This window comes from Streptomyces sp. NPDC000229 (assembly GCF_040300825.1).
In the GTDB taxonomy this organism is placed as follows: Bacteria; Actinomycetota; Actinomycetes; order Streptomycetales; family Streptomycetaceae; genus Streptomyces.
In genome coordinates, this window is the sequence record NZ_JBEPEL010000070.1 from 1 (window position 1) to 23,276 (window position 23,276).

20 protein-coding genes and 4 pseudogenes are annotated in these 23,276 nt (G+C 70.6%); 10 read left to right on the plus strand and 14 right to left on the minus strand.

The window, feature by feature from the left end; translation table 11 throughout:
* Positions 1–126 precede the first annotated feature (126 nt).
* Positions 127–1,005, minus strand: a complete 879-nt coding sequence (locus ABT360_RS27100) for a ScbA/BarX family gamma-butyrolactone biosynthesis protein (protein ID WP_351821835.1) — start codon at positions 1,003–1,005, stop codon at positions 127–129.
* 540 nt (positions 1,006–1,545) lie between these two features.
* Positions 1,546–2,094: pseudogene (locus ABT360_RS27105) on the minus strand (LysR substrate-binding domain-containing protein); the annotation flags it as partial.
* Here ABT360_RS27105 and ABT360_RS35420 point away from each other — a divergent pair.
* Positions 1,996–2,424 (plus strand): hypothetical protein, encoded by a 429-nt coding sequence (locus ABT360_RS35420; RefSeq protein ID WP_444852330.1) that lies wholly within the window; start codon positions 1,996–1,998, stop codon positions 2,422–2,424. The pseudogene ABT360_RS27105 and the gene ABT360_RS35420 sit on opposite strands and share 99 nt — an antisense overlap.
* Positions 2,425–2,549: 125 nt before the next feature.
* Here ABT360_RS35420 and ABT360_RS27110 read toward each other — a convergent pair whose 3' ends face one another.
* The 5 genes from ABT360_RS27110 to ABT360_RS27130 all read right to left on the minus strand — a co-directional run bounded on the left by ABT360_RS27110 (position 2,550) and on the right by ABT360_RS27130 (position 8,257).
* On the minus strand, positions 2,550–3,251 hold the full coding sequence (locus ABT360_RS27110) for a hypothetical protein (protein ID WP_351821749.1): 702 nt from the start codon (positions 3,249–3,251) through the stop codon (positions 2,550–2,552).
* The gene (locus ABT360_RS27115) at positions 3,248–4,894 is read right to left on the minus strand and encodes a serine/threonine-protein kinase (RefSeq protein ID WP_351821752.1); all 1,647 of its coding nucleotides are present in this window, start codon (positions 4,892–4,894) and stop codon (positions 3,248–3,250) included. Before ABT360_RS27115 ends, ABT360_RS27110 begins: the two co-directional genes overlap by 4 nt.
* Before the next feature lie 990 nt (positions 4,895–5,884).
* The gene (locus ABT360_RS27120) at positions 5,885–6,304 is read right to left on the minus strand and encodes a hypothetical protein (RefSeq protein WP_351821755.1); all 420 of its coding nucleotides are present in this window, start codon (positions 6,302–6,304) and stop codon (positions 5,885–5,887) included.
* Between the two features lie 215 nt (positions 6,305–6,519).
* On the minus strand, positions 6,520–7,125 hold the full coding sequence (locus ABT360_RS27125) for a hypothetical protein (RefSeq protein ID WP_351821758.1): 606 nt from the start codon (positions 7,123–7,125) through the stop codon (positions 6,520–6,522).
* 469 nt (positions 7,126–7,594) lie between these two features.
* Entirely contained in the window at positions 7,595–8,257 is a 663-nt protein-coding gene (locus ABT360_RS27130; RefSeq protein ID WP_351821761.1) for a lysophospholipid acyltransferase family protein, read from the minus strand.
* A gap of 337 nt (positions 8,258–8,594) precedes the next feature.
* On the opposite strand from ABT360_RS27130, the pseudogene ABT360_RS27135 reads away from it, so the two are divergent.
* Positions 8,595–9,784: pseudogene (locus tag ABT360_RS27135) on the plus strand (IS110 family transposase).
* On the opposite strand, the pseudogene ABT360_RS27140 reads toward ABT360_RS27135, so the two are convergent.
* Positions 9,758–10,574: pseudogene (locus ABT360_RS27140) on the minus strand (transposase family protein). The pseudogenes ABT360_RS27135 and ABT360_RS27140 overlap by 27 nt on opposite strands.
* Before the next feature lie 71 nt (positions 10,575–10,645).
* Here ABT360_RS27140 and ABT360_RS27145 point away from each other — a divergent pair.
* On the plus strand, positions 10,646–11,029 hold the full coding sequence (locus ABT360_RS27145) for a hypothetical protein (protein WP_351821764.1): 384 nt from the start codon (positions 10,646–10,648) through the stop codon (positions 11,027–11,029).
* Positions 11,030–11,489: 460 nt separating this feature from the next.
* On the opposite strand, the gene ABT360_RS27150 is transcribed toward ABT360_RS27145, so the two are convergent.
* The 5 genes and pseudogenes from ABT360_RS27150 to ABT360_RS27170 form a co-directional block, all read right to left on the minus strand.
* Complete coding sequence (locus ABT360_RS27150; RefSeq protein ID WP_351821767.1) at positions 11,490–11,957, minus strand: hypothetical protein; 468 nt, start codon at positions 11,955–11,957, stop codon at positions 11,490–11,492.
* Between the two features lie 1,218 nt (positions 11,958–13,175).
* Positions 13,176–13,607: a hypothetical protein gene (locus ABT360_RS27155; protein ID WP_351821770.1), complete on the minus strand. Its 432-nt coding sequence runs from the start codon at positions 13,605–13,607 to the stop codon at positions 13,176–13,178.
* A 41-nt stretch (positions 13,608–13,648) separates the two neighbouring features.
* Entirely contained in the window at positions 13,649–14,071 is a 423-nt protein-coding gene (locus ABT360_RS27160) for a hypothetical protein (RefSeq protein WP_351821772.1), read from the minus strand.
* Positions 14,072–14,325: 254 nt separating this feature from the next.
* Positions 14,326–14,886 (minus strand): annotated as a pseudogene (locus tag ABT360_RS35425) (ISL3 family transposase); the annotation flags it as partial.
* A gap of 344 nt (positions 14,887–15,230) precedes the next feature.
* Positions 15,231–16,196 carry a helix-turn-helix transcriptional regulator gene (locus ABT360_RS27170; protein WP_351821777.1) on the minus strand — a complete coding sequence of 322 codons (966 nt, stop codon included), beginning with the start codon at positions 16,194–16,196 and terminating at the stop codon, positions 15,231–15,233.
* 86 nt (positions 16,197–16,282) lie between these two features.
* Here ABT360_RS27170 and ABT360_RS27175 point away from each other — a divergent pair, with 86 nt between their 5' ends.
* The 4 genes from ABT360_RS27175 to ABT360_RS27195 all read left to right on the plus strand — a co-directional run bounded on the left by ABT360_RS27175 (position 16,283) and on the right by ABT360_RS27195 (position 19,072).
* The gene (locus ABT360_RS27175; RefSeq protein ID WP_351821780.1) at positions 16,283–16,690 is read left to right on the plus strand and encodes a VOC family protein; all 408 of its coding nucleotides are present in this window, start codon (positions 16,283–16,285) and stop codon (positions 16,688–16,690) included.
* The gene (locus tag ABT360_RS27180) at positions 16,687–17,229 is read left to right on the plus strand and encodes a YdeI/OmpD-associated family protein (RefSeq protein WP_351821783.1); all 543 of its coding nucleotides are present in this window, start codon (positions 16,687–16,689) and stop codon (positions 17,227–17,229) included. The genes ABT360_RS27175 and ABT360_RS27180 overlap by 4 nt, the downstream gene beginning before the upstream one ends.
* 662 nt (positions 17,230–17,891) lie before the next feature.
* The gene (locus ABT360_RS27185; RefSeq protein ID WP_351821786.1) at positions 17,892–18,335 is read left to right on the plus strand and encodes a cupin domain-containing protein; all 444 of its coding nucleotides are present in this window, start codon (positions 17,892–17,894) and stop codon (positions 18,333–18,335) included.
* A 491-nt stretch (positions 18,336–18,826) separates the two neighbouring features.
* On the plus strand, positions 18,827–19,072 hold the full coding sequence (locus ABT360_RS27195; protein ID WP_351821838.1) for a hypothetical protein: 246 nt from the start codon (positions 18,827–18,829) through the stop codon (positions 19,070–19,072).
* A gap of 15 nt (positions 19,073–19,087) precedes the next feature.
* Here ABT360_RS27195 and ABT360_RS27200 read toward each other — a convergent pair whose 3' ends face one another.
* Positions 19,088–20,068, minus strand: a complete 981-nt coding sequence (locus ABT360_RS27200) for an RNA-binding protein (protein WP_351821789.1) — start codon at positions 20,066–20,068, stop codon at positions 19,088–19,090.
* Between the two features lie 235 nt (positions 20,069–20,303).
* Between ABT360_RS27200 and ABT360_RS27205 the strand changes: the two genes are divergently transcribed.
* From ABT360_RS27205 to ABT360_RS27215, 3 genes are all read left to right on the plus strand, one after another.
* Positions 20,304–20,708: a DUF6336 family protein gene (locus ABT360_RS27205; RefSeq protein ID WP_351821792.1), complete on the plus strand. Its 405-nt coding sequence runs from the start codon at positions 20,304–20,306 to the stop codon at positions 20,706–20,708.
* A 213-nt stretch (positions 20,709–20,921) separates the two neighbouring features.
* Positions 20,922–21,866 carry an RNA polymerase sigma factor SigJ gene (gene sigJ, locus ABT360_RS27210; protein ID WP_351821795.1) on the plus strand — a complete coding sequence of 315 codons (945 nt, stop codon included), beginning with the start codon at positions 20,922–20,924 and terminating at the stop codon, positions 21,864–21,866.
* Positions 21,867–21,999: 133 nt separating this feature from the next.
* Positions 22,000–23,199, plus strand: coding sequence for an NAD(P)/FAD-dependent oxidoreductase (locus tag ABT360_RS27215; RefSeq protein WP_351821798.1), 1,200 nt, complete (start codon positions 22,000–22,002; stop codon positions 23,197–23,199).
* The last annotated feature ends 77 nt before the right edge of the window (positions 23,200–23,276 follow it).

A 23,276-nucleotide genomic window follows, 5' to 3' on the forward strand; every position in this document is an offset into this window, starting at 1 on the left:
TCGACGTGGACGTCGACCAGCTCGACCCGGTCCGCGCCCAGGCCCTGGTGCAGCACCCCGAGAGGATCACCGGCCTCCAGGCCGAGGAGCCGAAGCCGGAAGCCGGCCCGCCGACGCGCCGGCGCGTCAGAGCAGCTGCGCCGGTGACGTCACCGTCGAGGAGAAGACGTGCTCCCCCTCCTGGTGGCCGGTCACACGGACCGACCTGCGGCCGGTCTCCGCCCCGGGCAGGGGAGTGGCCTCGACCAGGCAGGGCGCGTTCAACTCGGCGTACCGCGTGAAGTGGCTGGTCATGGCGAGGGGGTACATGCCGCCGTCCCCCAGGAGCGCGGCCGCCGCCTGGCGGGCGGCCTCCATCAGGACCATGCCCGGGACATGGTCGACCGGGTGGTCGAACAGCACGTGGTGGCGGCTGTCGGCGCGCAGCTGCCAGCGCCGCTCCTCACCGGTGGGGGAGAGCACCACGTCCATGGGCGACGTCCGCCCGACACTCTGCGGTGAGGCGGGAGCGGTCAGCGGAATCGGGGGTCGGCCGTCCTCGAGCCCGCGTCCGGCCCGGAGCCGCCGGTAGACCGCCGGGGAAGTGCAGGTGTACGAGGCGCTTCCGGTCACGGCGAGGTGGCCGTTCCGCCTGATCACCGCCGTGTAGCGCAGACCGGCCAGGGCGCCTCCGCGCCGTTTGACGTCGGTGCAGACGACGTCGATGTCGAGCGAGGCGGGGGCGTCACCGACCAGGAGGTGCTCCGGCTCGACGGAGTAGTCCAGGTCCCACATGAGGAAGTGGTGGCCGAACGGAACGCCGAACTCCGCATGGGCGAGCAGCGAACCGACCTGACGGATCGTTTCCGCCGCGAGCAGGGGGTCGTGGTGCCCGGATATCGGGCTGAAGAAGCTGTGTCCGCGAGGCCACTGGGCGGTGACGTCGAAGCGGGTGTCGCTCCTGCGCCGCCAATCGGTGAGCATGACCTCGGCGACGGCGGCCCGGTGCACGAATTCCTTGGGCACCGTGGTGGTCAGCGAAGGAAACCGGAAAGCGGGCGGCCAGGGAGTCGGAGCCCCTCCCCGGCCCCCGGCGGGCACGGGTGCGGTGCTCAGAGGGCTCTCCGTCCGGAATGCGCTTGTAGTCATGTATCCCCCCAAGACGCGCGGTGTATAACGGGCGAGGCGCCCGCTGGTCCGGCCCCGAAGATACATACCACCCGGTTTAATTTCTACCCAGCCCTTCCCTATGAGCATGTGAGGTGAGAACAGCGTGTACGCGGAAGGAGCCCACGAGCCTCTTCCGCATATCCCCACCCGGGCCCCGGCCCGACCCGGAGGTGCCGGCCCCGGAGCGGCGCGCCCGGCGAAGCGGACCGCACCGCCACCCCGTCGCCACAGGCCCCGGCGCCGTGCGCCGTGCCGCTCGCTGTGCGGAAGACCCGCCAAGTCCCTGTGTGCGGTGGCCGTCTCGGGACGCGCACACCCCTGAGCCGGGACGTCAGTGATCGGTACACCAGGCCGTACGCAACCGGTCGCGCAGCCAACTGTGTGCGGGTCGGCGTCGTTGCGCGGGTGCCATGCCATGGAGAGCGTCAACGGCGGCAGGTCCAGCGGCACCTCGAAGGCACGGAGGCCGAAGGCATCGGCGACCGGCCGGGTCGCGAGACGGACCAAGTCGGTTTCGCGGCACAGGTGGAGCGCGGCGGACCAGCCCGGTACGACGGCGACGCCCCGTCGCATCAGACCGAGAGCGGTGAGCGCGTCGTCGACCGGCCCCCGTACCCGCCCCTGCCGGGACACCCCGATGTGCTCGGCGGAGGCGAAGTCCCGGGCCGTGACCTTCGCCCGGGCGGCCAGGGGGTGTTCCGGCCGGACGACTCCGACAAGGCGGGTCCCGCCCAGCGCCTCGATCCGGGTCTCCGGGCCCGCCTGCCGGATGACCCCGACCTCCAGGTGCGCCCGCCCTCGCGCAGGGCGGGAGTGCCGTCCAGGCTTTCCGGGAGGAAACGGAGGGTGACCCCCCGGGGCCTCACGCGCCACGGCGCTCACCAGTCGGCGGGCGAGCCCCGCGAGGGCCAGGTCGCTCGTCCGAACGCTGAACTCCCGCACCATCGCCCCCGGATCGGTGACCGGCGCCGGGGCGAGGAGCCCGCGCGCCTGCCGGACGACGGCGTGCACCCGGGGACGCGGCTCCGCGGCGCGGGGCGTGGGGACGAGGTGACGCCCGGCCCGTACGAGGACGGGGTCACCGAGTGCGGCACGAATGCGGCCCAGCATGCGACTCATGGCGGGGACCGGCACATGGAGGCGAGCGGCGTCCTCCTCGAGGCGGCCCGCCGACGGCTGTACTGCACGATCACGTACCGCTCCGGCTCCTACCACGCCAACGGCGGCCCGGCTCGCGGCAGATCGCGGTCATCGATCCCGGCCGGCGGCGGGTGACGGAGGTGGTGTCGGTCGTGACGTCGCTGGAGGTGGGCAGGAGCGGAGAAGCAGGCGCCCACGGGCTGGCGTACGTGCCGTCCCCGTCTGTCTGAGCCGCATGAGGCTGCCGGCCGGTGCGGGATTCAGACGCACCGGTAGGTGAGGGACGGCGAGGTGGCGGTGTGCCCGGTGGGGGAAACCACGATCAGCGTGGCCGTGCCCCGGTACTCACCCGCACCGTGGAAGGTCCACAGAAGATGCAGCCGCGCCCGTTCCTGCCCCTGACGGATCTGCTCCCGCAGAAGCTCCGTCCTGGTGCCGTCGCTGCGTTCCCAGCGGTAGGTCACCGTGCCCGGTCGTCCGTCGGTCGTCACCTCGCCCACGACGTCCGCCGTGCCGTCGCAACCGAGTTCCGTCACACCGGTGGTGGTGACCGTCACCTCCCGTACCGTCAGGACGTTGCCGTAGCGCTCCCAGGCGAGGAAGGCCGGCACGGCGAGCAGCACCACGGCGGCCGGTACGTACCGCCGGACGGCCTTGCGCCGCTGTGGCGTCGGCGGGGTGAGGTCGTGGCCCGGCAGGGTGCCGTGCCAGACGCGGGTGGCCGTGCTCCCATCAAGCCGGCGGTGGCGGGCGGTTGCCGCCCTCACGCCCGGTCCGAAGCGCAGGACGTCGCCCTCGACGCGGTCGGGAGCCGCGGCTGCCGTCGGCCGGGGCGGGGCGGGGGAGACGAGCGCGGGGGATGCCTCTCCACGCTCGAACCAGTGGCTGCCGAGGACGGTGGCGCTGTACGCGTCGTTCGCCGCCTCTTCGTCGCGGCCGTCGGGAACCCCAGGATCCGTCATGTGAGGGTGCACCTCCGGGTGAGGATCTGCTGGGAGGAGCTTCCGTTCGCGGCGGCCGGTTCGGTCGTCGCGCGTACACCCCAGTAGCAGCCGTTGCCAATGAAGGTGTGGCCGAGCGTGACCGAGTACCGCGTCGCGCCGCTGCGCCGCAGGGTCTCCGTACCGTCCGGCTCCCCCGGCTCGCCCTCGGTGTCTCCGGTGAACCAGGTGATCACGACGGTCACCGGACCGGGGCCGTCGGTGACGATCTCGAAGGATGCCTCGGCGCCGCTCGGGCTCGTCTGCCGCAGGCCGGTGACGGAGACCGACTTCACCGCCACCGGCCGTTCAGCGGGCGTCGAGGGGGGCTCGGTGGCCGGAGGGGCCGTGGTGGCTGTGGTGGACGCGGGGGGAGCGGTGGGTGTGGCCGGTGCCGATGGTGTGAGTGCGGGAGGCGCCTGAGCGAGCGTGGGGTCGGGCGGGTCGGCGCTCGCCGTCACAGGCGGCGTCACACCGGCAGGAGGGGAGCTCGTCGGCGGCGAAGGGCTGGGGGCGGTCCCCGGGGTCATGGAGGAGGCGGCCGCCGGTACCCCCGGTCGGGCGCTCGTGGTGGCGAGGACCTGGCCCGTCGTCCGTACGGCCCTGTCGTCTTCCGCCCGTGCGACAAGGACCAGTACGAGGGCGAGGATCAGTGCCGCCGCGAAGGCCGGTAGGCCACCGAGCCCCTGCCTCCCCGGGCGCCACCCGTTGCCAGGCAGGGTCGTCGTCGCGACGGCGGTGGTGCCCGAGGCCGGTTCACCGGCCGAGGGGAACAGCAGCGGGAGGAGGGCGGCGAGCGCGGCCAGTCTGCCCCTGCCGCGCTCCTCCCAGTCAGACCCGTAGGCCGCGGTGGCCACGCGTTCCAGTTCCGTCACGAAAGCCGCGGCGTGCTCGGGCCGTTCCGCCGGATCCTTGGCGAGCCCGCGCCGGACGAGCCCGCGCACCGGCTCGGGTACGTCGTCGGGAACCGGCGCTTCGATGTGCTGCAGCGCCAGTTCGGCGAAGTTCTGGCCCGAGAACGGTTTGCGGCCGGTCAGACACTCGTAGAACGTGGCGGTCGCCGCGTAGACATCGGCCGTCGGCGAGGCGGGCCGCCCCCGCCACTGCTCCGGCGCCATGTAAGCGGGAGTGCCGGCGACGCCCCGGGTGCTGCCACGGTTCGCGGCGATGCCGAAGTCGACGAGCGTGGAGGATCCGTCGGCGGACACCAGCACGTTCTCGGGCTTGTAGTCGCGGTGCACGACACCCAGGCGATGAGCGGCGGCCAGACCGAGGAGCGATCCCTTGAGCACCACCAGCGCGGCCTCGGGGCCGGTCGCACCCTCGCGGGACAGCAGCGCGCGCAGGGCCACACCGTCGACCAGCTCCATCACGATGGCCGCACCGTGCGGCGCTTCGACGTACTCGTACAGTCCTGCCACGTACGGCGTGTCCAGGCCGCCGAGCAGACGTGCCTCCGCACGGAAGTCCTCGACGAAGGCCCGGTCCGTCCGCAACCGCTCACTGAGGTACTTCACGGCCACCGGTACGCCGGTCGCGTCATGGACGGCGAGGACGACCCGCCCGCTCGCGCCGGCGCCCAGTTCCCGGGTCTCGGTGTACCCGGGGACCGACCAACTGATCATCTCCGCCCCCTCGGCGCGGTCGCATCGCATTGCGCTCGGCCGGCGCGAGGCCACCCCCCCCGCGAGGGTGCCCGGCGCGCCTTCCTCAAGGGGGACACGATTCCGCCACGGCCGGTTCCACGCCCCGCGCAGGACTCTGGCCGGGCCGGCCGCCCGACGGCAGCTCCAAGCGGACGGTGCGGCGTGGCCGGGGTCGGCCTGAGCCACTGTGCACGCGTCGCCGACGGTTCCCTCCGCGGTGAGCGGACGTTTTTCACCGTGGGCGGCGTCACCACGGGCTGGCGCAGCGCGCCGTAGTGGGCCAGAAGCGCCGTGCGCTCGATCGGCCCCGAGCAGGGTCGTGTCCCGGGCCACCCACAGGGAGACGCATCATGAGTGGTCGTGCCGCGGTCGGCTCGGGGTTCAACCGCGGCACTCCCCACACGCCGGGCACGGCGGAGTGAACCGGCCCGATGACGCGCTCCTGCCCGAGTCGGTTGGCGGCATACTGCGCCGACCGGGTGATCGGCATGAGACAGGAACCGACCACCCGGCAGGCTGTCAGGATGGCGGCCAACGCCCGGACGGATCCGGCCCCCCGGCCGGCCCCCCCCGTGCCGCTGAAAGCGCGGGCCTGCGAAGCGTGCTCGGCGCCCAGCGCCGTCCGGGAGCATCCCGCCATGGACCGGTCCCCAGCCTTCGGCCGATCACCTCGACCACCGCAGGGCGATCCCGCCGCCCCGCTCCGGCCTGCGGTCACGAAGCAGCGACCCGATCCGCGCTCACCGCACATCGGGGCGACGGCTCTTGTCGTTCGAGCGTCGGATGCTCCGAACGAAACGGCACGGGCAGGACCACGGCTGGACGGGGCACCCGTCACTACGCCCCGCCGTGCTTTCCCCCGTCGCGGCGGGGCTTCTGCGCGCCACGGGCGCCCCACGCGTACATCGTGGTCCGGCCGGCGAGCGTGCGCGGGCGCTCACCGGATGCCCGGGGTGCCTCGCCGGTGCCTCACGGGTCCTCATGGAGAACGACCACGAACCGGTCGTCGTAGGGAGCCTTCTCGTCCTCCGGCATCAGCAGCAGCGACAGCGTGGAGCGTTCACCCCGAAACCGGACATCGACGGACGCCTCCTTCTCCCCACGGAGGAACTCCGCCGTGGCCGGGCGCTGCGCGGCGTCTCCCCACCGCGCCACCCAGCGCTTCGCGTGGTCCGTCGCGCCGCCGTCTTCCCCGGCGAGTTCGGCAAGGCCCTCGACGTCCCGGGCCTTGAGACGGGCGAGCACATGCTCGGTGGTCGCGAGGCCCCCGGGAGTGGGCCGCCCGAGGACGGACAGGTCGAGCTGGGAGGTACCGTCCTTGATGCGCTGCGGAGTCTTGTCGGTGGAGAGGACCTCGCAACCGCCGAGCAGCGCCAGGACGACCCCCACCAGGCACACCGAACGGCGTGGCCGCCTGAGCCACGCTTCCCCGGTCGGCCGGTGCGCATGGTGCCGAGGCGCTTCGGCCTTGTGTGTCGTGCGAACGCGCCGGGTCATGCTGATGTCTGCCTCCTCGTACGGCTGCCGGAAGTGGGACGCGACCGTGTGGCGGGCATGATCGCAGACTGCTGGAAACGGCCGGCGCAAGACCGTGGCCGCCCACCTCACCCGCGAGGGCCGGCAACCGCCAGTGCGGCGCGGAGCTCCGGAACCGTGGACACCGCCTCGTACACGGGCTGGAGGTCCGCCCAGGGAACAGGACGGGACAGGGACAGCACACGGCGGATACGGCGCAGCAGTGCCTCGCGGCCCGGTGCGCCGGGACGGAGACGGTCCGGGAACGAGTGAGCCTCACCGCCCAGGACGCCATGGAAGCAGCCTGAAACGCACGAGCCGTCCTCGAACCAGTAGGAGAGCGAGTCGAGCACGCCGCGCGGCTCCTCGACGGCTTCCAGGCGTGGCCGGTACGCCGCCCAGAGATGCGCCCGGGTCTCCTCGTACGCATCGATCCACGACGTGAAGGCCGACGTCACATCCGGCTCGTCGCACAGGTCCATGAGTCCGAGGACCACTCGTACCGTCTCCTCGGCGCTCAACTCCGCATCATGCATCGCGATGTCCGCCCACATATCGGCGGACTGACTGCCCGCCAGGCATCCGGCCGGCAGCTCCGGCCTCTGCCATACGCCATTCACGCCGCGCACCGCGCCCTGGGTGAGCAGCCAGCGGCGGGCGAATTCCGCATCGGTGTCGGTCGGGTCGGCCGTCATGGGGTCGGTCCTTTCTGGTGGCTCGCGGATCATACGAGGCGAACACGCACCGAACCAGCTCGGCGACGGGTCCCGGCCCTCGGCGAGCGCTGCACGGACGGGCGACGGTCACCGGGTGTTTCTCCTGATCGCCCGCGCGGTTCGCGGCGTCGTCGCGATGGAGGCCTCGCGTGAGGTGCCGGCCGCACGGTGGCGGCGCCGGCTACCGACCACGGTTGCCGAGGACCTGGCCGAACGGGACCGTTGCGGCGACGCCATGGCGGACGCCGACACCCTGATCCTGCGGGAGTCGATCGAGGTACTCGACCGGCTCGGCATGACGGCCGCCGCCATGGCCTGCTCGCACGTCGCCCAGGAAGAGGGCAACCTCCCCCGCCCCTGGCCACCCCCCGGACGACACCCGAGGACGCCTTCCGCCCGACCGCACTCCGCAGCAGGCGCATCGGACGGACCGGTGCCATGGGTGCCGCTAAGCGGCCAGTGCTGCGGGCTCGCCGAGTCGGGCGGCCGCAGTACGCCAGGCGTCGGTCACCGCCCCGTACGCCTGCGCCGTACGCGCGGCTTGGTCGCCGGTCAGCGTGAGCGGCGTCCCCACATGGACGTGCAGGCCAGGGCGGCGGACCGGCGATGTGACGAGGCCTGCGAGCTGCTTGGTCACGCTCCCCGAGGTGACCCGGCGTGCTCCGGCCTGACCGACCGGTACGACCGGCGCGCCGGTGCGCTCGGCGAGCCGGGCGAGCCCGCTGCGGAAAGTACCCGGTGCGGCCTCGGCGGCGTCCCTCCGGAGCGGGAGGCCGCCCTCGGCATAGATGAGGACTGGCCGCCCCTCGCCCAGCGCGACCGCGGCGAGGTCGAGTGCTTGTGCGGCGCGCCGGTCCCGGCGGTGCACGGGGATGTGGCCCTCGCGGGCGAGCGCGCGCCCGAGAAGGGGCAGGCGCCACAGGCCGGCGGCCGCCATGACGACCGGCCGGACGCCGAGTCGGCGCAGCGCGGCGAGCACGATCGCCGGGTCGGCGAGCGAGGTGTGGTTCGCGGCGATGATGCTGCCAGGCGCGATGTCGGCGCCGGCGTCGGCGGTCACCGTAAGGCGCCCGATGGCGGGCACCAGGGTCTGGCTGAGGCGGCTGAGCATGTGGTTCCCCCGGTATCAACGACGTGATCTTCATCGTCGACGGTCCGCAGGCGGCGGGCATGAGCACTCGTACTCATTCCGCACGTCGCCCGGCTACCTAAGGGCTGTCCTACCTTTCTAGGCGTGGGTCTGACCGGTCATTCGTAGGATCGGAGGGCCCGGGGGCTCCGGGTATGGCTGTAAAGGCTGAGCCGCTGGATGGCTTACGGGACTTGGCCACTTGGAGCCCCGCGACGACTCGACCGCTGATTGGGAGACGCGACTCGATCGCTGCTGTAGGACAACGCCGGCGAGGTCGTCCGCGGGATTGATGTGAGACGAGCTGGCGGGAGGGGACGTGCCCGAGATCTGGGCCGGGGTGGACATCGGCAAGACGCATCACCATGCCGTGGTGATCAACGCGGAGGGCGAGCGGCTGCTGTCCCGCCGGATCGAGAACGACGAGACTGAACTGCTGGCTCTGATCGGCGATGTGCTGGCGATATCCGACGATGTGCTCTGGGCCGTCGACCTCAACCACGGCGGCGCCGTCCTGCTGATCGGCTTGCTCACGGCCCATGACCAGCCCGTCGCCTACCTCACCGGTCTCGCGGTCCACCGGGCCTCGGCCACTTACCGGGGCGAGGGAAAGACCGACGCGAAGGACGCCTTCGTCATCGCCGACCAGGCTCGCATCCGGCGGGACCTGGGTCTGCTGCGGCCCGGCGACGAGATCGCTGTCGACCTGCGCACCCTGACCAACCGGCGCTTGGACCTCGTCTTCGACCGCACCCGGCAGATCAACCGCCTCCGGGCCCAGTTGCTGGAGATCTTCCCCGCTCTGGAGCGGTCTCTCGACCTGACGAACAAGGGCCCGGTCATGCTTCTGACCGGCTACCAGACGCCGGCAGCCATCCGTCGAACAGGTGCCAAGCGCCTCGAGACATGGCTGAAGAACCGCAAGGTCAAAGGTGCCGCCGTCCTGGCCCGCACCGCCGTCGAGGCAGCTCAGGCACAGCACACCGCGCTGCCCGGTGAGAACCTGGCCGCCGCCATGGTGGCCCGCCTCGCGAAGGGGGTGATGACCCTCGAGGAGGAGATCGCGGAACTCGACGCCCTCATCGAGGCCCGGTTTCGCGAGCATCCGCATGCCGAAGTGATCCGCAGTCTGCCTGGCATGGGTACCAGGCTCGGTGCCGAGTTCATCGCCGCAACAGGCGGCGACATGGGCGCTTTCAGCAGTGCCGACCGTCTGGCCGGCTTCGCCGGCCTGGCCCCACAACCCCGAGACTCCGGCCGCGTCAGCGGCAACCTGCGCAGGCCCCGCCGCTACCACCGCGGCCTTCTGCGAACTATGTACTTGTCGGCGATGGCCAGCCTCAAATCCTGCCCCGCCTCCAAGGCTTACTACCAACGGAAGCGGAGCGAAGGGAAAGGACACAAGCAAGCTGTCCTCGCCCTCGCCCGTCGACGGATCAACGTTCTTGGGCAATGATCCGTGACAGAACGTGCTACAGCCCCTCACTCTCCGTCGCAGCAGCGGCTTGACATCAGCATTGGGAAGTCCCGTGAATGATCTCTGGATTGCCTCGCGTGGGCATGGCCGCCGTACGGCCCGCTGATCCATCCGGCGAGGGCGAGGTTGTGCATCAAGGCGATGCCGAGCATGGCGTGGTGCTCCGTCACTTTTGAGGCGGCAGTCACGGAGGATCTTCCAGTTCTTCATGCGGGCGAAGAGGTGCACGACGCGGGCGCGGACCGGGGACTTGTTGCGTTTTCTTTCCAGTCCGGGAGTTCGGTCTGGCCGCGCTTGCGGTGGTGCGGGATGACGAGTCCGGTGCCCGGGTAACCGACGTCGGCGACCGTGAGGGTCTTGCCGACGGCGGCCCTGGCGCCGGGCTTCGCCCATGCCTTGCCGTCGTCGCGGTTCCCGGCGAGCGGCCGGCCGACCACGACGACCGGTCGGGTGTCGGCGTCGATGACGACCTGGTGGCTGGTGGGGCCAGGGTGCCGTCGACGATGAGCACGGTGTCCTTGGCGAACCGCTTGCAGGGCTGGAGGGTGAGCATCGGACCGAGGTGGTCGATGATGCGGCCGGCTGCCGACTTGGACACCCCGAGCAGTGGGGCGAGCTGCTGTGCCGTGCGGTTCGTTCGCCAGTACGCGGCGACCAGCAGAGCCCGGTCCTCCAGCGGAAGGCTCCACGGCCGGCCGTTGCGGACCACGTCCGCACCCTCGCGTCACAGCACCGTCACCAGCTTCCCGAAGGCGCGCGGGGCTCAGCCCGGAGAACGGGGGCTGTCCAGGAAGGCTCCGACCCCGTGATCACACCAGCCACACCAAGATCATCTCAGTTGCAGATGGTGCCCAGTGTCCTCGTTCCTGTGCACTCGGCAAGCAGGGGGGCACATGGGGCTGGTTCTTTTCCCAGGCGACGGAGACAACAGCAGTCCGGATGTCTCCTGGTCCTACAGCGGCTTTGCCGCGTTCCGGCGGCGTTTGGCCGAGACGGAGGGGTTCGTCCTCTCCGAGATGCGAGGCTTCGGCGACGAGCGCCCGTGGAGTGAGGTGTCCACCGCCCTGGAGCCACTCCTCGATCATCCGGATGTCGGTGGTGATGACCTCCTGCCCGACGAGTGCGCGTCGATCCTGGTCCGGCTGGAGGCCATTACCGACCAGTGGGCACGAGAGGGCGGCGACCCATTCCTCCAGCAGCACATCGAGGACGCCCGCCGGCTCGCGGGCGTCCTGCGGCTCTGCATCGAGAAGGACGTCCCGCTGGCCTTCCTCTGAAGCCCCCGACCGCGGAATCCATTTACGGGACAACTTCTGGCGCCGACACCCGCCGGGCGGCACCCGGACCGGCGTGAACTGTCCCTGCGGCCGAACAACGGATATGAGCCCCCGCGCGCACCGACAGCATCAACGCCCGGACCCGCCATCAGCGGTGCGGCGTTGCCGACCGACCGCTCCGCGGCAACACCGGCCAAGGGGGAGTGCCGCTGAATCGCAAGACGCGCCGCGACTGAGGCAGTGTCGCGCCGCCCGATTGCGGCCGAGAAGAACAGCACGGCGTCCACTGCGGGTTGTGGCCGAGGAAGACCGGGCAGGGGTCGGCACTGCCGGGTCCGTCATGCCCACGATCCCCGCCGCCAGGGCCACTGTCGAGGAACGGCCGGCTGCCGTACGCGGCTCTCCCTGCACATCCGGCCACGCCGGCAAGGTGTCCAGGCGTCGTTCCGTTTGGGAGTTCTCAGCCCCTCGATACCAGGGCGATCTTGATCGGAGCTGCGGTTTCGAGGTCGATGGTGTCACCTTCTTCCTCTGCGTGCGGGTCGTGGGGATGATCGACCGGCAACACAATCAACATGGTGTGGGGCCTCGGAAGCCATCCCACGTCTGCCGGTGGGTCGAACCGACCAACGTCGATGATCCGCACGAGGGTCTCGGGGATGCCCACCAAGCAGGAGTCGCCGACCTCCAAGTGCCCCGGCTTCGAGTCGACTTGAAAGAGCCCGCCCCACTCACCGTTACGAGAGGTACGCGGGATCGCCCTGCGGCCGTGCCACTGGACCTCGGATTCCGGATCAATATGTGCCCACGGCCACTCGACCGAGATGTCGAACGGGGTCACATGGGTGACTCGCGTACGTGCTGATGGGCAGCTGACGAGCAAGACGTCGCCCACCTGGAACTGTGGTTGGCGTATGCCCTCACCCATTGCGTGCTCCTCTCCCCGTGACGGCGGCACGATACCGCGCGGTCGGCGGCCGGTCTTGGCCCGACTCCAGGGCTACCACGCCGATTGTTCCGGCCGAGGTGGCCCCGGGTTCCGTCCTCAGCCCCGGCCCACCCTTGTCTTCGTGGGCTTGGCCGGGGCGGCTGAGGTTGCGGGGTGGTCATGAGAGAGGATGGTGTGCATGACGACATGAAGAGCACCTGCCGGGCGGCAGCGTTGGGTCAAGGTCGCGACCTGGGACACGGTCAGGGACGGTGATCGCCGAATCTGCGTCGCCTGCCACACCGCAGTCTGCTCCTACCAGTTCCGTATCCATCCGCCTGAGCGCTCGACGTTCGAGCGGTGCGTCGCCTTGGCGTGGTGTTCCACGTGCCGGATCTACTCCGGTGCGATGGTCCACGTACCGCGAACGCGTGTCCTCGTCGACGCACTGGCGTCCATCCCTGCGGACGAGCGCGATCGGCTGCTGCGCAGCGAGGCGAAACTGGTCGCATACCTCGATAACCGAGGCACCGACCAGCAGCGAGTCATTATTCACCCCGAGCGTTCTTCCGATGGATCCTGAGCCGCCCCGAGAACCTCGCCGAGCTCGAACAGCTCCGGCTGAAGAGTGCTCTGGCCCAGTGCCCCGGGCTGGAGGCCCCTCACCGGCTTGTCCTGGCCTTCGCGCGGATGCTCACCGAGCGCCGAGGCGAACGGCTCCCCGACATCTCGATACCGTCGGGCAGGATGACCTGCCCAGCCTCCATACCCTGCTGCGGATATCGACCGCGACCGCGACGCCGTCATCCTCGGCCTGCCCTTGCGGCACGTCAACCGCATCAAGAGGCTCGAGCGCCAGATGTTCGGCCGTCCCGGCTTCGTCCTCCTGCGCAAGCGCGTGCTGCTCCACTCCTAGGGCAGCACCTCGGACCGCGTTAGCAAGAAGCCCGGAGTCGCCCGAAGCAATGGTGCGGCATCGCCACCCGAGCGAGAAGACGGCCACCGTCTACGCGGTCGGACTGCACTTCGCAGGTGTCTTCGACGTGCTCTGGGCTCTGTCATCGACAGTCACCCCCTACAGCGTTCAGCCCGTATCCCACCAGCGGAAACGCGTGTGCAGCGTGGCCCACGGCCCGCACCGCTCGGGGACATCCCGCCAGGCCATCCCGGGTGCGGAACCTTCACGCGATCCCAGACAAGATCATTTGAAGACACTGCCTAGAGCTCGTGGTCCCGGGCCAGCTCTTCCCAGCGAATGCTGCGAAGCGCAAGGTCAGCGTCCTCGCCCGACGGGACATCCAAGACGGTCTGGAACCAGACCACAGTGAGGGCGGAACGGTACAGCACCGGGTCGAGCTCAGGAGCGACCGCTGTCGAGCGGAAGGCGCCGATGCAGGCCACGGAAGGCAGCACCTCGACGGGACCGAAGGCGCCGGCGGTCTGGTCCGGATACTGGCGGGAGGGGGCAACCAGATGGACAGGCGTGGACGGAAACGCACGCTCAGCCTGCCGCTGGAGGCTCCTGACCTTCATGTCGTTGACCGGCTTGCACGGGTAGCCCTCCAGCATCCCCCCGTAGGTCGACGACATTCGCAGCTCGGTGAGCTCGATCGAACGGCCGGACGTGAGGGCTATGTGACTCAACGACATGCCGACACCCTATGCGCGCGATTCACTTCCGATACACGGCCCTAGTCGGCTGTGACACCCCAGTAGCCGATCTCGGTTGGCTCACCGTCGCGGTAGAGCACTGTGCAGTTACCGCAGGCGCGCCCGGGGTAGGACAGCCGCTCGGTTTCCAGGGCATTGACCCACTCGGCATGAGCGGGCCGGCCGCTGGGGGCCCACCGCCGCACCTCGCCGTCCGTCAACGGCCGCATGAAAGGTCCCCGCGCGGTATCCGTGGGGTGGACGATGTGGATGAGGTCCAGCACTGTGCCGGTGCCACCGGTGAGGATGTACTTCGTCCACTCCTCCTCCTGCCACAGCTCTTCTATGGTGCGGCCCTCGAAACCGTGGTTGTCCTTCGCCAGTTCCTGCTCCTGAGCCTGCCGGAATGCCGCGACCAGACTCTCCTGGTACGGGCCTGCCTGCCACCACGCGTTGCCACCCAAGGCTGATGCCTTCCCATCCGAACCATTCGATGAGTGCGCAGCGTAGAGGCTGGCACCGACAGCAACCGCCCTCACCTGATCCATGAGAGATGGCCTGGCCAGCCGGACGGCGCCCTCGACTCTCGTCGCCGCAACAGGCGCCGCCGGGTGCCAGAGGCCGGAGGGTCGCAGCGGGGACAAGAGGCGGTGCAGGCGGCAGCCGCATGTGTGACGTACGACGGGAGTCTTGAAGAGACCCAGCTGGGCCCGGCACCTCACACCAGCAAGGCCCGCTTCCGTAGAAGGTGGAACCCGGCGCGGCTGAACATCCGGCGCTTGAGGGGCTTGATTCGGTTGACATGGCCCTCGACTGCACCCAAGCCCCAGGGCAGGGTGAGGCCGGTGATGACGGCGTGGCGGTCTCGGTCGATACCCGCGGCGAGGGTGTGGAGGCTGGGCAGCTCGTCTTGGCGGACGGCGTCGAGCCAGACCGGCAGACGCTCGCCCTGGAGCTCGGTGAGCATGGTCGCGAAGGAGCGGACGCGCCGGATCAGGGCGTCCAGTGCGGTGCAGTGGGCTCGGACGGTCTTGAGCTGGAGCTGTTCGGTCTCGCCGAGGGTCTCCGGGCGGCGGAGGGCCCACCCGGCGACGGCCCGGGGGCGGGGAAGGCCGTGCGGTCACGGACCGCGGTGAGGTGCGCTTATCGCATACAGGCGCGAACGCGCCGGTAGCTCCCCTCCGGTCGAGCGGCACGATCTCTTCCCAAGAGCCTCCAGACGTTGGTGCAGCCTTACTTTCCAGCGGTCGTCGAGGTAGGTCTTGTACTGAGCGGCCACCGGTTCGCATGGTGTTTCGACGTTGACCGAAGCAGCGACCGGCACGTCGTGAGGGCCCCGTGCCGGAGACGCACGAGGGGGCGGCCAGTGGCCTGCCAACGAACACCAGCCGGTACTTCGCACCGGCGCCCACGGCCCGCTTCCGCGGCCCGGACGCAAGCCTGGCCTCGTGACACTCATGCCACAACGCGCCCGCCTCGGCGAGGAGTTCGGCGATCACATCGGCCGACAGGCCCCCGGTCCGGCGGTTGCTGCTGATCACTGCACGAGTCGTGTCCCTCACCACTCGACCATGAGCAATCATCAAGAGCTCGACGTCTCACCGCCCACCGTGCACAAGCCCTTCAGGTCGCTCCTCCCCGGCCATCACCGGCGTAGCGGTTGATGAGCTCGGCGCCGATACGCGCCAGCTCGGCCTGGACGGACCGTGGTTCGACGACCTCGATCATCGTGCCCCAGCCGGCGAGGTGCCGGGCGATGTCCAGCGGGGTCGGTGCGGCGAGCCGGACTCGGGCGCGCCCGTCGTCGAGCTCGCCGTCGGTGTGGCAGTGGCGCCCGAACTGGTTCTGCAGCACCGGTACGAACGCGGCCTCGACGAGTACGGTCGCCCAAGTGCGGGAACGCCGCCGCTCCACCTCGCCGACGACCTGCTGCCACGCGGCGGTGAGCGCGAAGTCGTCGGGGCGTGCGGAGGGCTGGTCGGTCGGTTCGGCCCCGGTGATCCGGTCCACCCGGAAGGTTCGCTGTCCTCGCTCCGTCCCGGCCAGCAGATACCAGACGTCGTCCTTGTCGACCAGGCCCCACGGGTCGACCAGCCGTTCGGTCCGTTCCCGGGCGCTGCTGGTGTAGGTCAGGCGGACTTTGCGCCGGCGGATCACGGCGGCCTGCAGCAGGTCGACCATCTCCGGGCGGTGGCGAGCGTGCTCCCCCCACCGGGCGGGGTCGATCAGCATGGCACTGGCAGCGGCCTCGGCGTCGGCCCTGAAGGGCTGCGGCAGAGCCCGCACCAGCTTGCGGAGTGCCGCTTTGGCCTCACCCGACACGGCCGCGGCCGGGCCGACCAGCAGGAACAGCGCCTGCGCCTCAGCCGCCGACAGGCCGCTGAGGTCGGTGCGGGCGCCACCGACGAGCGACCAGCCGCCGCCCCGGCCGGGCTGCGGGTACACCGGGATGCCCGCTGCTGACAACGCCTCCAGATCGCGGCGCGCCGTTGCGACGGACACCTCCAGCTCGTCGGCCAGCTCGGCGGCGGTCACCCGGCCACGGGCCTGCATGAGCAGAAGGGCGGCAACGAGTCGGTCGGCGCGCATGTCCTCAGCTCTCCGGCAAAGTGCTCGAATGGTGAGCACTTTAGGCGGGAGGATGGTCACTGTCACCGACCGAAGGAAGGACCCCCATGCTGCGAGGGCTCGCCACCGTCAACTTCTGGGCCGACGACCTGGAGGCCGCCAAGAACTGGTACGCCGAGCTCCTGGGTGCCGAGCCGTACTTCGAGCGCCCGGGCAATGGCGGGCCGGCCGCCTATTACGAGTTCCGGATCGGCGACTACCAAGCCGAATTCGGCCTCATCGACCGCCGCTACGCCCCGCCGGGCGCGCCCGCCGGCCCCGGTGGCGCGATCATCCACTGGCACGTCGACGACGTACAGGCCACTCTGGACCGGCTGCTGTCCATGGGGGCCACGCCGTACCAGCCCCTGACCCGGTACGGCCCCGGCTTCGTCACCGCGTCGGTCACCGATCCGTTCGGCAACGTGCTGGGCATCATGTACAACCAGCACTACCTGGAGATCCTCGGCCGATGATGCACTTCAAGGACGCCGCCGCGTGGGAATCATGGCTTGCCGAGCACGACCGGATGGAGGGTGACGCCTGGCTGAAGATCGCCAAGAAGGGGTCGCCCATCGTGTCGGTCACTGCCACCGAGGCCCTGGAGGTCGCACTCTGCTACGGCTGGATCGACAGCCACCGCAGGTCCTGTGACGAGGACTTCTTCCTGCAGCGGTACTCGCCCCGTCGCAGGGGCAGCTCCTGGTCGCGGGTGAACGTCGAACGCGTGGAGCGACTGACCGCCTCCGGGCGCATGCGGCCGCCCGGCCTGGCCGAGGTCGCCGCTGCCCAGGCGGACGGCCGCTGGGCGGCGGCCTACACCGCTCAGCGCGACGCCACCGTCCCGCCCGACCTGGCCCAGGCGCTGGCGGCCCGCCCGGAAGCCGCCGCCCACTTCGAGACGCTCGACAAGACCGGCCGCTACCAGGTCATCCTGCCGCTCCTGAAGGCCAGGACCCCGGCCGGGCGCGCCTCTCGCCTGGAGAAGGCGATCTCCGGCCTGCTGAGCCGGTGAGGAGCGGTTGTCGCCCACCCGGCGGCAGTGACGGGACCGGAACTCGCTCAGGGGGGAACACGCCGCCACAACACCACGGCTGAGAACGCGCCTACTGTCGGGCGTTGGCAGCCATCGCCCTGCCCAAGGCGGTCGAGGCCGCCGGAGCCGGTGAATCCATGTCAGCCTCCAGGGAGAACAGCTCGGCATCGTTGTCGATCGTGCTCATGTGGAGACGCGCGGTGCGCGGCCGGTCCGACGGCCCGCGATACGCCCAAGCGGGCCGTGCCCCCGCGCCGCAGCAAGTGCTCGGGCGGCTTCGCCGGTGCCGCTCCGGCAGTCCCCGGTGACTGGCGCGGTTCCGTCGCCGCCCCGGACGACGGCGCCGAACGCCCCGGTGGTCGAACTCTTCCGCATCCGCGTCGCCCGCAGGCCCGTCGAAGTCCGTCGAACCTCCCTCCGGGGCGGGTCCAGCGCTCGTTTCTTCGGACGGCGCCGACATGGACCGGCGGGGCTCCGACGGCACAGCTCTCGTGCCAGCGCGCAGACTCGGCGAGGCCGGGCACCCCATGGCACCCGGTTGGTGTGTGCGCGTTGCCATAACAGCAACGGAAGTTGTCGGGCGTGAGTGAGAGGCGCAGTCTTGTTCCACCCAAGTCCGCCAAGTACCGGAAGGCTGCCTGATGACTGAGCAGGAAGGCACCGGGGCCGCACTGCGCCCCGTTGGCAACGCGCCGCTCAACAACCGCGTCCACCACGTCCGTTCCGGCGAGCTGGACGGCTACGCCGCAATCAGTGGTGGCACGGTCGGTTCGAAAAGGCTCTGGATGGGCCTGGTGGAGAACCCGCCGTTGAGCGCGACCGACAATCACCACCACGGCGATTCGGAGGCCGGGATCTACGTAGTGAGCGGTCACCCGGTGTTCGTCTACCACGACGGCACGCAGGAGGTACGACTGCACGCCGGTCCGGGCGACTTCTTCCTCGTCCCCCCGTTCGTCCCGCACCGCGAGGAGAACCCCGACCCCAACGAGCCGGCGGTCGTCGTGATCGCACGCACCACGCAAGAGCCCATCAAGGTCTCCGTGCCCGAGCTGTACCACCTCGGAGAGAGTGACACGCCATAGCAGAAAGGCGCCGACCAGCGATCTGTCACCCCGGGAACCGGGAAACGGCGCACAATCGCTTCGTCCCTCGACGCGGCGTCAGCCGACGCCCCAGCCGGTTCGGGACCCCACCCCGCTCAACTCGATTTCGGCCCGCCTCCCCCCGGCGCGCAGACGCAGACTCCCAGGCGGCGCCGATGGCGTGGCATGGCCAGACTGCCCGGACCGTCGCTGCTGCGCGTTGACAGCACGGGGTACTTGTCAGGGCAGCCTCGGGGCGAGCCGGGGGAGGGGGCCCGGCCGGAACGCAGATCCATACGCGCGTTCCGGCGCAGGACGCCGCCCGCAGGAAGGGAACTCACTCATCCGCACTCTTTACGTCGTCATCCATCCAGACGCACCACGTCGAGGGAGTCGTCGGCGGATGGCATGACTCGCACCTGACGCCCGCCGGCGTACGGGCGGCGGTCTCCCTTGCACACAGGGCGGCTACCTGTCGTGGCTGGAAGTCTGTGTCATGGAGCGACGACATCGAGGTGACGCTGGCGCCGCCCCCGCTGCCCGCACCCGACCGGCCAGGATGCCGCCGCCCCTCATTGGCTGCGGCTACGCTCCTGATCCGTACTGGTCAGCGTGCATTGGTCTCCGACCGCAATGTCACCACGGCGTACGGGGCATGCGCGGCGAGGAAGCCCACCCACGTCGATGACCGGCTCTCCGTCGCCGATCCGCTGGAGCGCTGGGACGAGGGCTGGTAGGCACGTCCGCGAGCCTCAGTCCCGGTCGCGCGGCGTCGGCTCGGTCTGCCAACGAGCCCGTAGGACTCCGTCGTTGTCGGGCATGACAGCGGTGAACAGAGGAACACTCTCACCCGCGTACACCGACAGGAGTGCGGCGGCGTGGGCGCTGCGAATCTGGGCGGTCGGCTGCGGGAACGCGGTCTCGTCGGCGATGGCGCTGTGGATGTGGCCGTCGTTGTCCTGCCAGACGCCTTCGACGAGGCCGTCTGCGGGGAGGGCTCCCAGGACGGCGTCGATGTCGGAGGACAAGGGAGGCCGGACAGCCAGACGAGCGCGGGGAGCCATTCCGGCGCGAACCCTGTCGACGGTGTCGCCGGTGAGATGGTGCCATCGTGAGGCGCCTTCGAGATACGTCTCTTCCAGGATTCCGGCGCTGCCGTTGGCGACTGCCCGGTGCAGGTCGGCCCAGAAGTCGTCGTTGGCGGGTCGTCGGACACCCTCCTCCTCGGCCTCGAAACCGTACGGGGAGGCATCCAGGCGTTCCGGGTACAGTCCGAGTTCGCGGGTCCGTGCCAGCGCCTCCTCGCATGGCCGGCTGCTGCTGATGTAGAGGTACTGGTCCCATCCGACGTGCACGGCGAATGAGCCTTCCGCCTCCAGGCGGCACCATGCGCCGCTGTCACGAAGCATGAGCCGCACCAGCTCCAGCGCGATATCGAGCGCCACTTCCGCTCCGTCATGGAAGCCGGGAAGGCCGGTAGGAAAGACTCCCTCAAGTCCGAAGCCGTCCAGCGGCCGCTCGAGGTCGAAGTGCGCGAGGGACGGGACCTGCGGCTCGCGGACGGACAAGCGACCGATGTCGGCCTCCGCGGCGAACGCCAGGACCGCCCGCAGATAAGCCGCCTCCGTTTCGCCATGATCGCTGACGGTGTGCTCGGCGCCGGTGTAGTGCCCGTGTTCATCACGGTCGGCGGGGTCGTACTTGGTGACGCGGTAGACGTAGGGGAGCTGCACGCCCCCATCCTCCACCACAGCCGTCACGCCGCCCGGCCGTCGCGGTGCACCGCGACGACGCCTACCTCGGTGGCCTCCACGGGCCGGAACGCCCCGGCCGAGCCGGGTGTGCCCGAAGATCACCGACCGTCCGATTCGACACGGCCCCCAGCCGGCACCCGGCTGGGGGCCGGCCCGGGCGGCCGGGAGGGAGGCGCCACCGGTGGCCGCCGGACGCTGGGCTACCGTGCGGCACATGAGTGACCAGGACGAGATCACACAGCCCCCGCTCCGGTTGCGGGACGTGGCGGCGCGCGGGGCCCTGTACGGACTTGTCGCCGTTCCCCTGCTCGGCGCCCTCTCATTCTTCGTCGCCGACCACCACGACCGGATGACGTTCCTCGCCGTCATCGGCGCCTTCGCCGCCTCCTTGGCAGCGGTCGGGATCCTGTTCGGTCTGTTCTTCTGGTGGGCCTGCGGGGGCGACATACGGCGCTGCCGGGACTGGCGTACCGTCAAAGGCCAGACCGAGGCCGTCACCGTCGCAGCCCCGGTCCTGGTGCGGCTCGGGGTGCTGGCACTCGTACTGTTCCCCGGCGCCGTCGGGCTGTACCACCTCGTGGACAGTGCCGGGTACGACAGCCGGCTCTACGGCAGCTGAGAACGGGGCGACGAACAAGCCCGGCCCGCCCAGGAGCGACTCGGCACCCACTCGGCACCCACACGGCCCGCGCCGACGCGACACCGACGCCGACGCCGAACCGGTGTCAAAGCAGGCTGCCCTGGGCAGCGGGGTGCCCTGTCCGGCGCACAGCAGCGACAGGCCGCCAGAAACGCCCCTGGGCCTCTTGCGCTGCCCGGCTAGGATCCGGCCATGGGTCTGACCATCAAGGACGTGAACCGGTTCGAGGCCGCCAGGCCGCGACTCGAGGCCATCGCCTACCGACTCCTCGGCTCTGCGAGCGAGGCCGAGGACGCCGTGCAGGAGACGTTCCTGCGCTGGCAGGCCGCCGACGTCGCGCGCATCGAGGTCCCCGAGGCCTGGCTGACGAAGGTGCTCACCAACCTGTGCCTCAATCAGCTCACTTCCGCGCGGGCGCGGCGCGAGACCTATGTGGGCCAGTGGCTCCCCGAGCCGCTGCTCGAAGGAGACCCGATGCTCGGCCCGGCCGACACCGCCGAGCAGCGCGAGTCGGTCTCGTACGCCGTCCTCACCCTCATGGAGCGGCTGTCCCCCAACGAGCGGGCGGTGTACGTGCTGCGGGAGGCCTTCGACTACCCGCACCGGGAGATCGCCGACGTCCTCGAGATCACCGAGGCCGCCAGCCAGCAGCTCTTCCACCGTGCCAAGAAGCACATCGCGGACGGCAAGGCACGCACCGAGATCGACGAGACAGCCGCCCGGCGGATCGTCGACGAATTCCTGGCGGCCGCCACCAGTGGGAAGACCGAGCCGCTCGTGCGGCTGCTGACCGCCGACGCCATCTCGATCGGTGACGGCGGCGGGAAGGTCCCGGCCCGCGCCAAGGCGTTCGAGGGTGCCCTCGCCGTCGCGAAGTTCATGCGAGGCCTGTTCAAACCCGCACGGTCCAAGCGCGCCCTGGTCGGCGGCTCACCCGCGATCCACGTCACGACCGCCAACGGCGGCCCCGCCATCGTGGCGGTCGTCGAGGGCCGGGTCGTCGGCATCATGTGCCTGGAGGTCACCCGCGACGGCATCGCCGCGTTCCGCAACCAGGTCAATCCCGACAAGCTCGAGCGGGCGACCGAGGTGTGGGCAGCCGCCGATCGCGGGCAGCCCCTGTTCCACGCCTTCTGACCGCGATACGAGGTGCTTCCAGGCGATGTGAGCCGCTTCACATCGCGTTCCTGTCAGGAAACCGCGGGCCGCCCGGTTCAAGGGGCGAAGCCGCACTCCACCAGGGGCGGACCCGCGCAGACAGGAGCAAGAAATGCAGCACCGCATCATCGTCCTCGGCGGCGGATACACCGGGGCCGTCGCGGCCGGCCGGCTGGCCAGGCGGCTGCACCGCGACGACGTCGCCATCACGCTCGTCAACGCCGAGCCCGACTTCGTCGAGCGCGTCCGGCTGCACCAGCTCGCCGTCGGTCAGGACCTGAGGCCCCGGCCCTTCAGCGAGATCTTCGCGGGCACCGGCGTCGAGCTGAGGATCGCGAAGGTCACCGGCGTCGACGTCGACCGCAAGGCTGTCGCCGTCGTCGACGCGAATGGCGGCGCCGAGGAGCTGGCGTACGACACTCTCGTGTACGCCCTCGGCAGCGTCTGGAACGACCAGGGCGTCCCCGGCGCAGCCGAGCACGGCTACGAGATCGCGAGCCGGTCCGGGGCGCTCCGGCTGCGCGAGCGGCTGGCCGGCCTGGACGCCGGACAGCCGGTGGTCGTGGTCGGCGGCGGCCTCACCGGCCTGGAGGCCGCGAGCGAGATCGCCGAGGCCCGCCCGGACCTCGCCGTCACCCTCGCCACCTTTGGCGGCCTCGGCGACTGGCTCTCGGACAAGGGCCGCGGGCACCTGCGGAAGGTCTTCGGCGAGCTCGGCGTCACCGTCCACGAGCACGCCGCCGTCACCGCTGTCGAGGCCGACCGCGTCACCACCGCCGACGGCAGGGCGATCACGTCCGCGGTCACCGTGTGGACCACCGGCTTCGCGGCCCACCCGATCGCGAAGGCCACCGCCCTGGAGGTCACCGGCACGGGCCAGATCGTGGTCGACAGCACCATGCGCTCGCTCTCGCACCCGGACGTGTACGCCGTCGGCGACGCCGCCATGGCGATGGGCCCCGGCGACAAGCCGCTGCGGATGTCGTGCGCCTCGGGCGTCCCCGCCACCTGGCAGGCCGTCGACGCCATCGCGGCGCGCCTGACCGGTGGGAAGCTGCCGAGCACGTCGATCCGCTACTTCAACCAGTGCGTCTCGCTGGGCCGCAAGGAAGGCCTGATCCAGTACGTCACCGCCGACGACCGAGCCGTCAGCGCAGCCCTGACCGGCCGGCTCGCCGCCCTCTACAAGGAACTGGTCTGCAAGAGCGCGGCCTGGGGCGTCGCCAACCCGACCCTCGGCCTGCCGACCCGCCGCCGCCGCGTTGTGCGGGAGGCAGCCCAGCCGGGCCAAGTCGCCGAGGCGTCGGCCTGACAAGCACAGTGAGGCGGGCGCTCGCCATGCGCGGCGCCCGCCCCACCGCCGGCATGGACACCTGCTCCGTCCCCCCC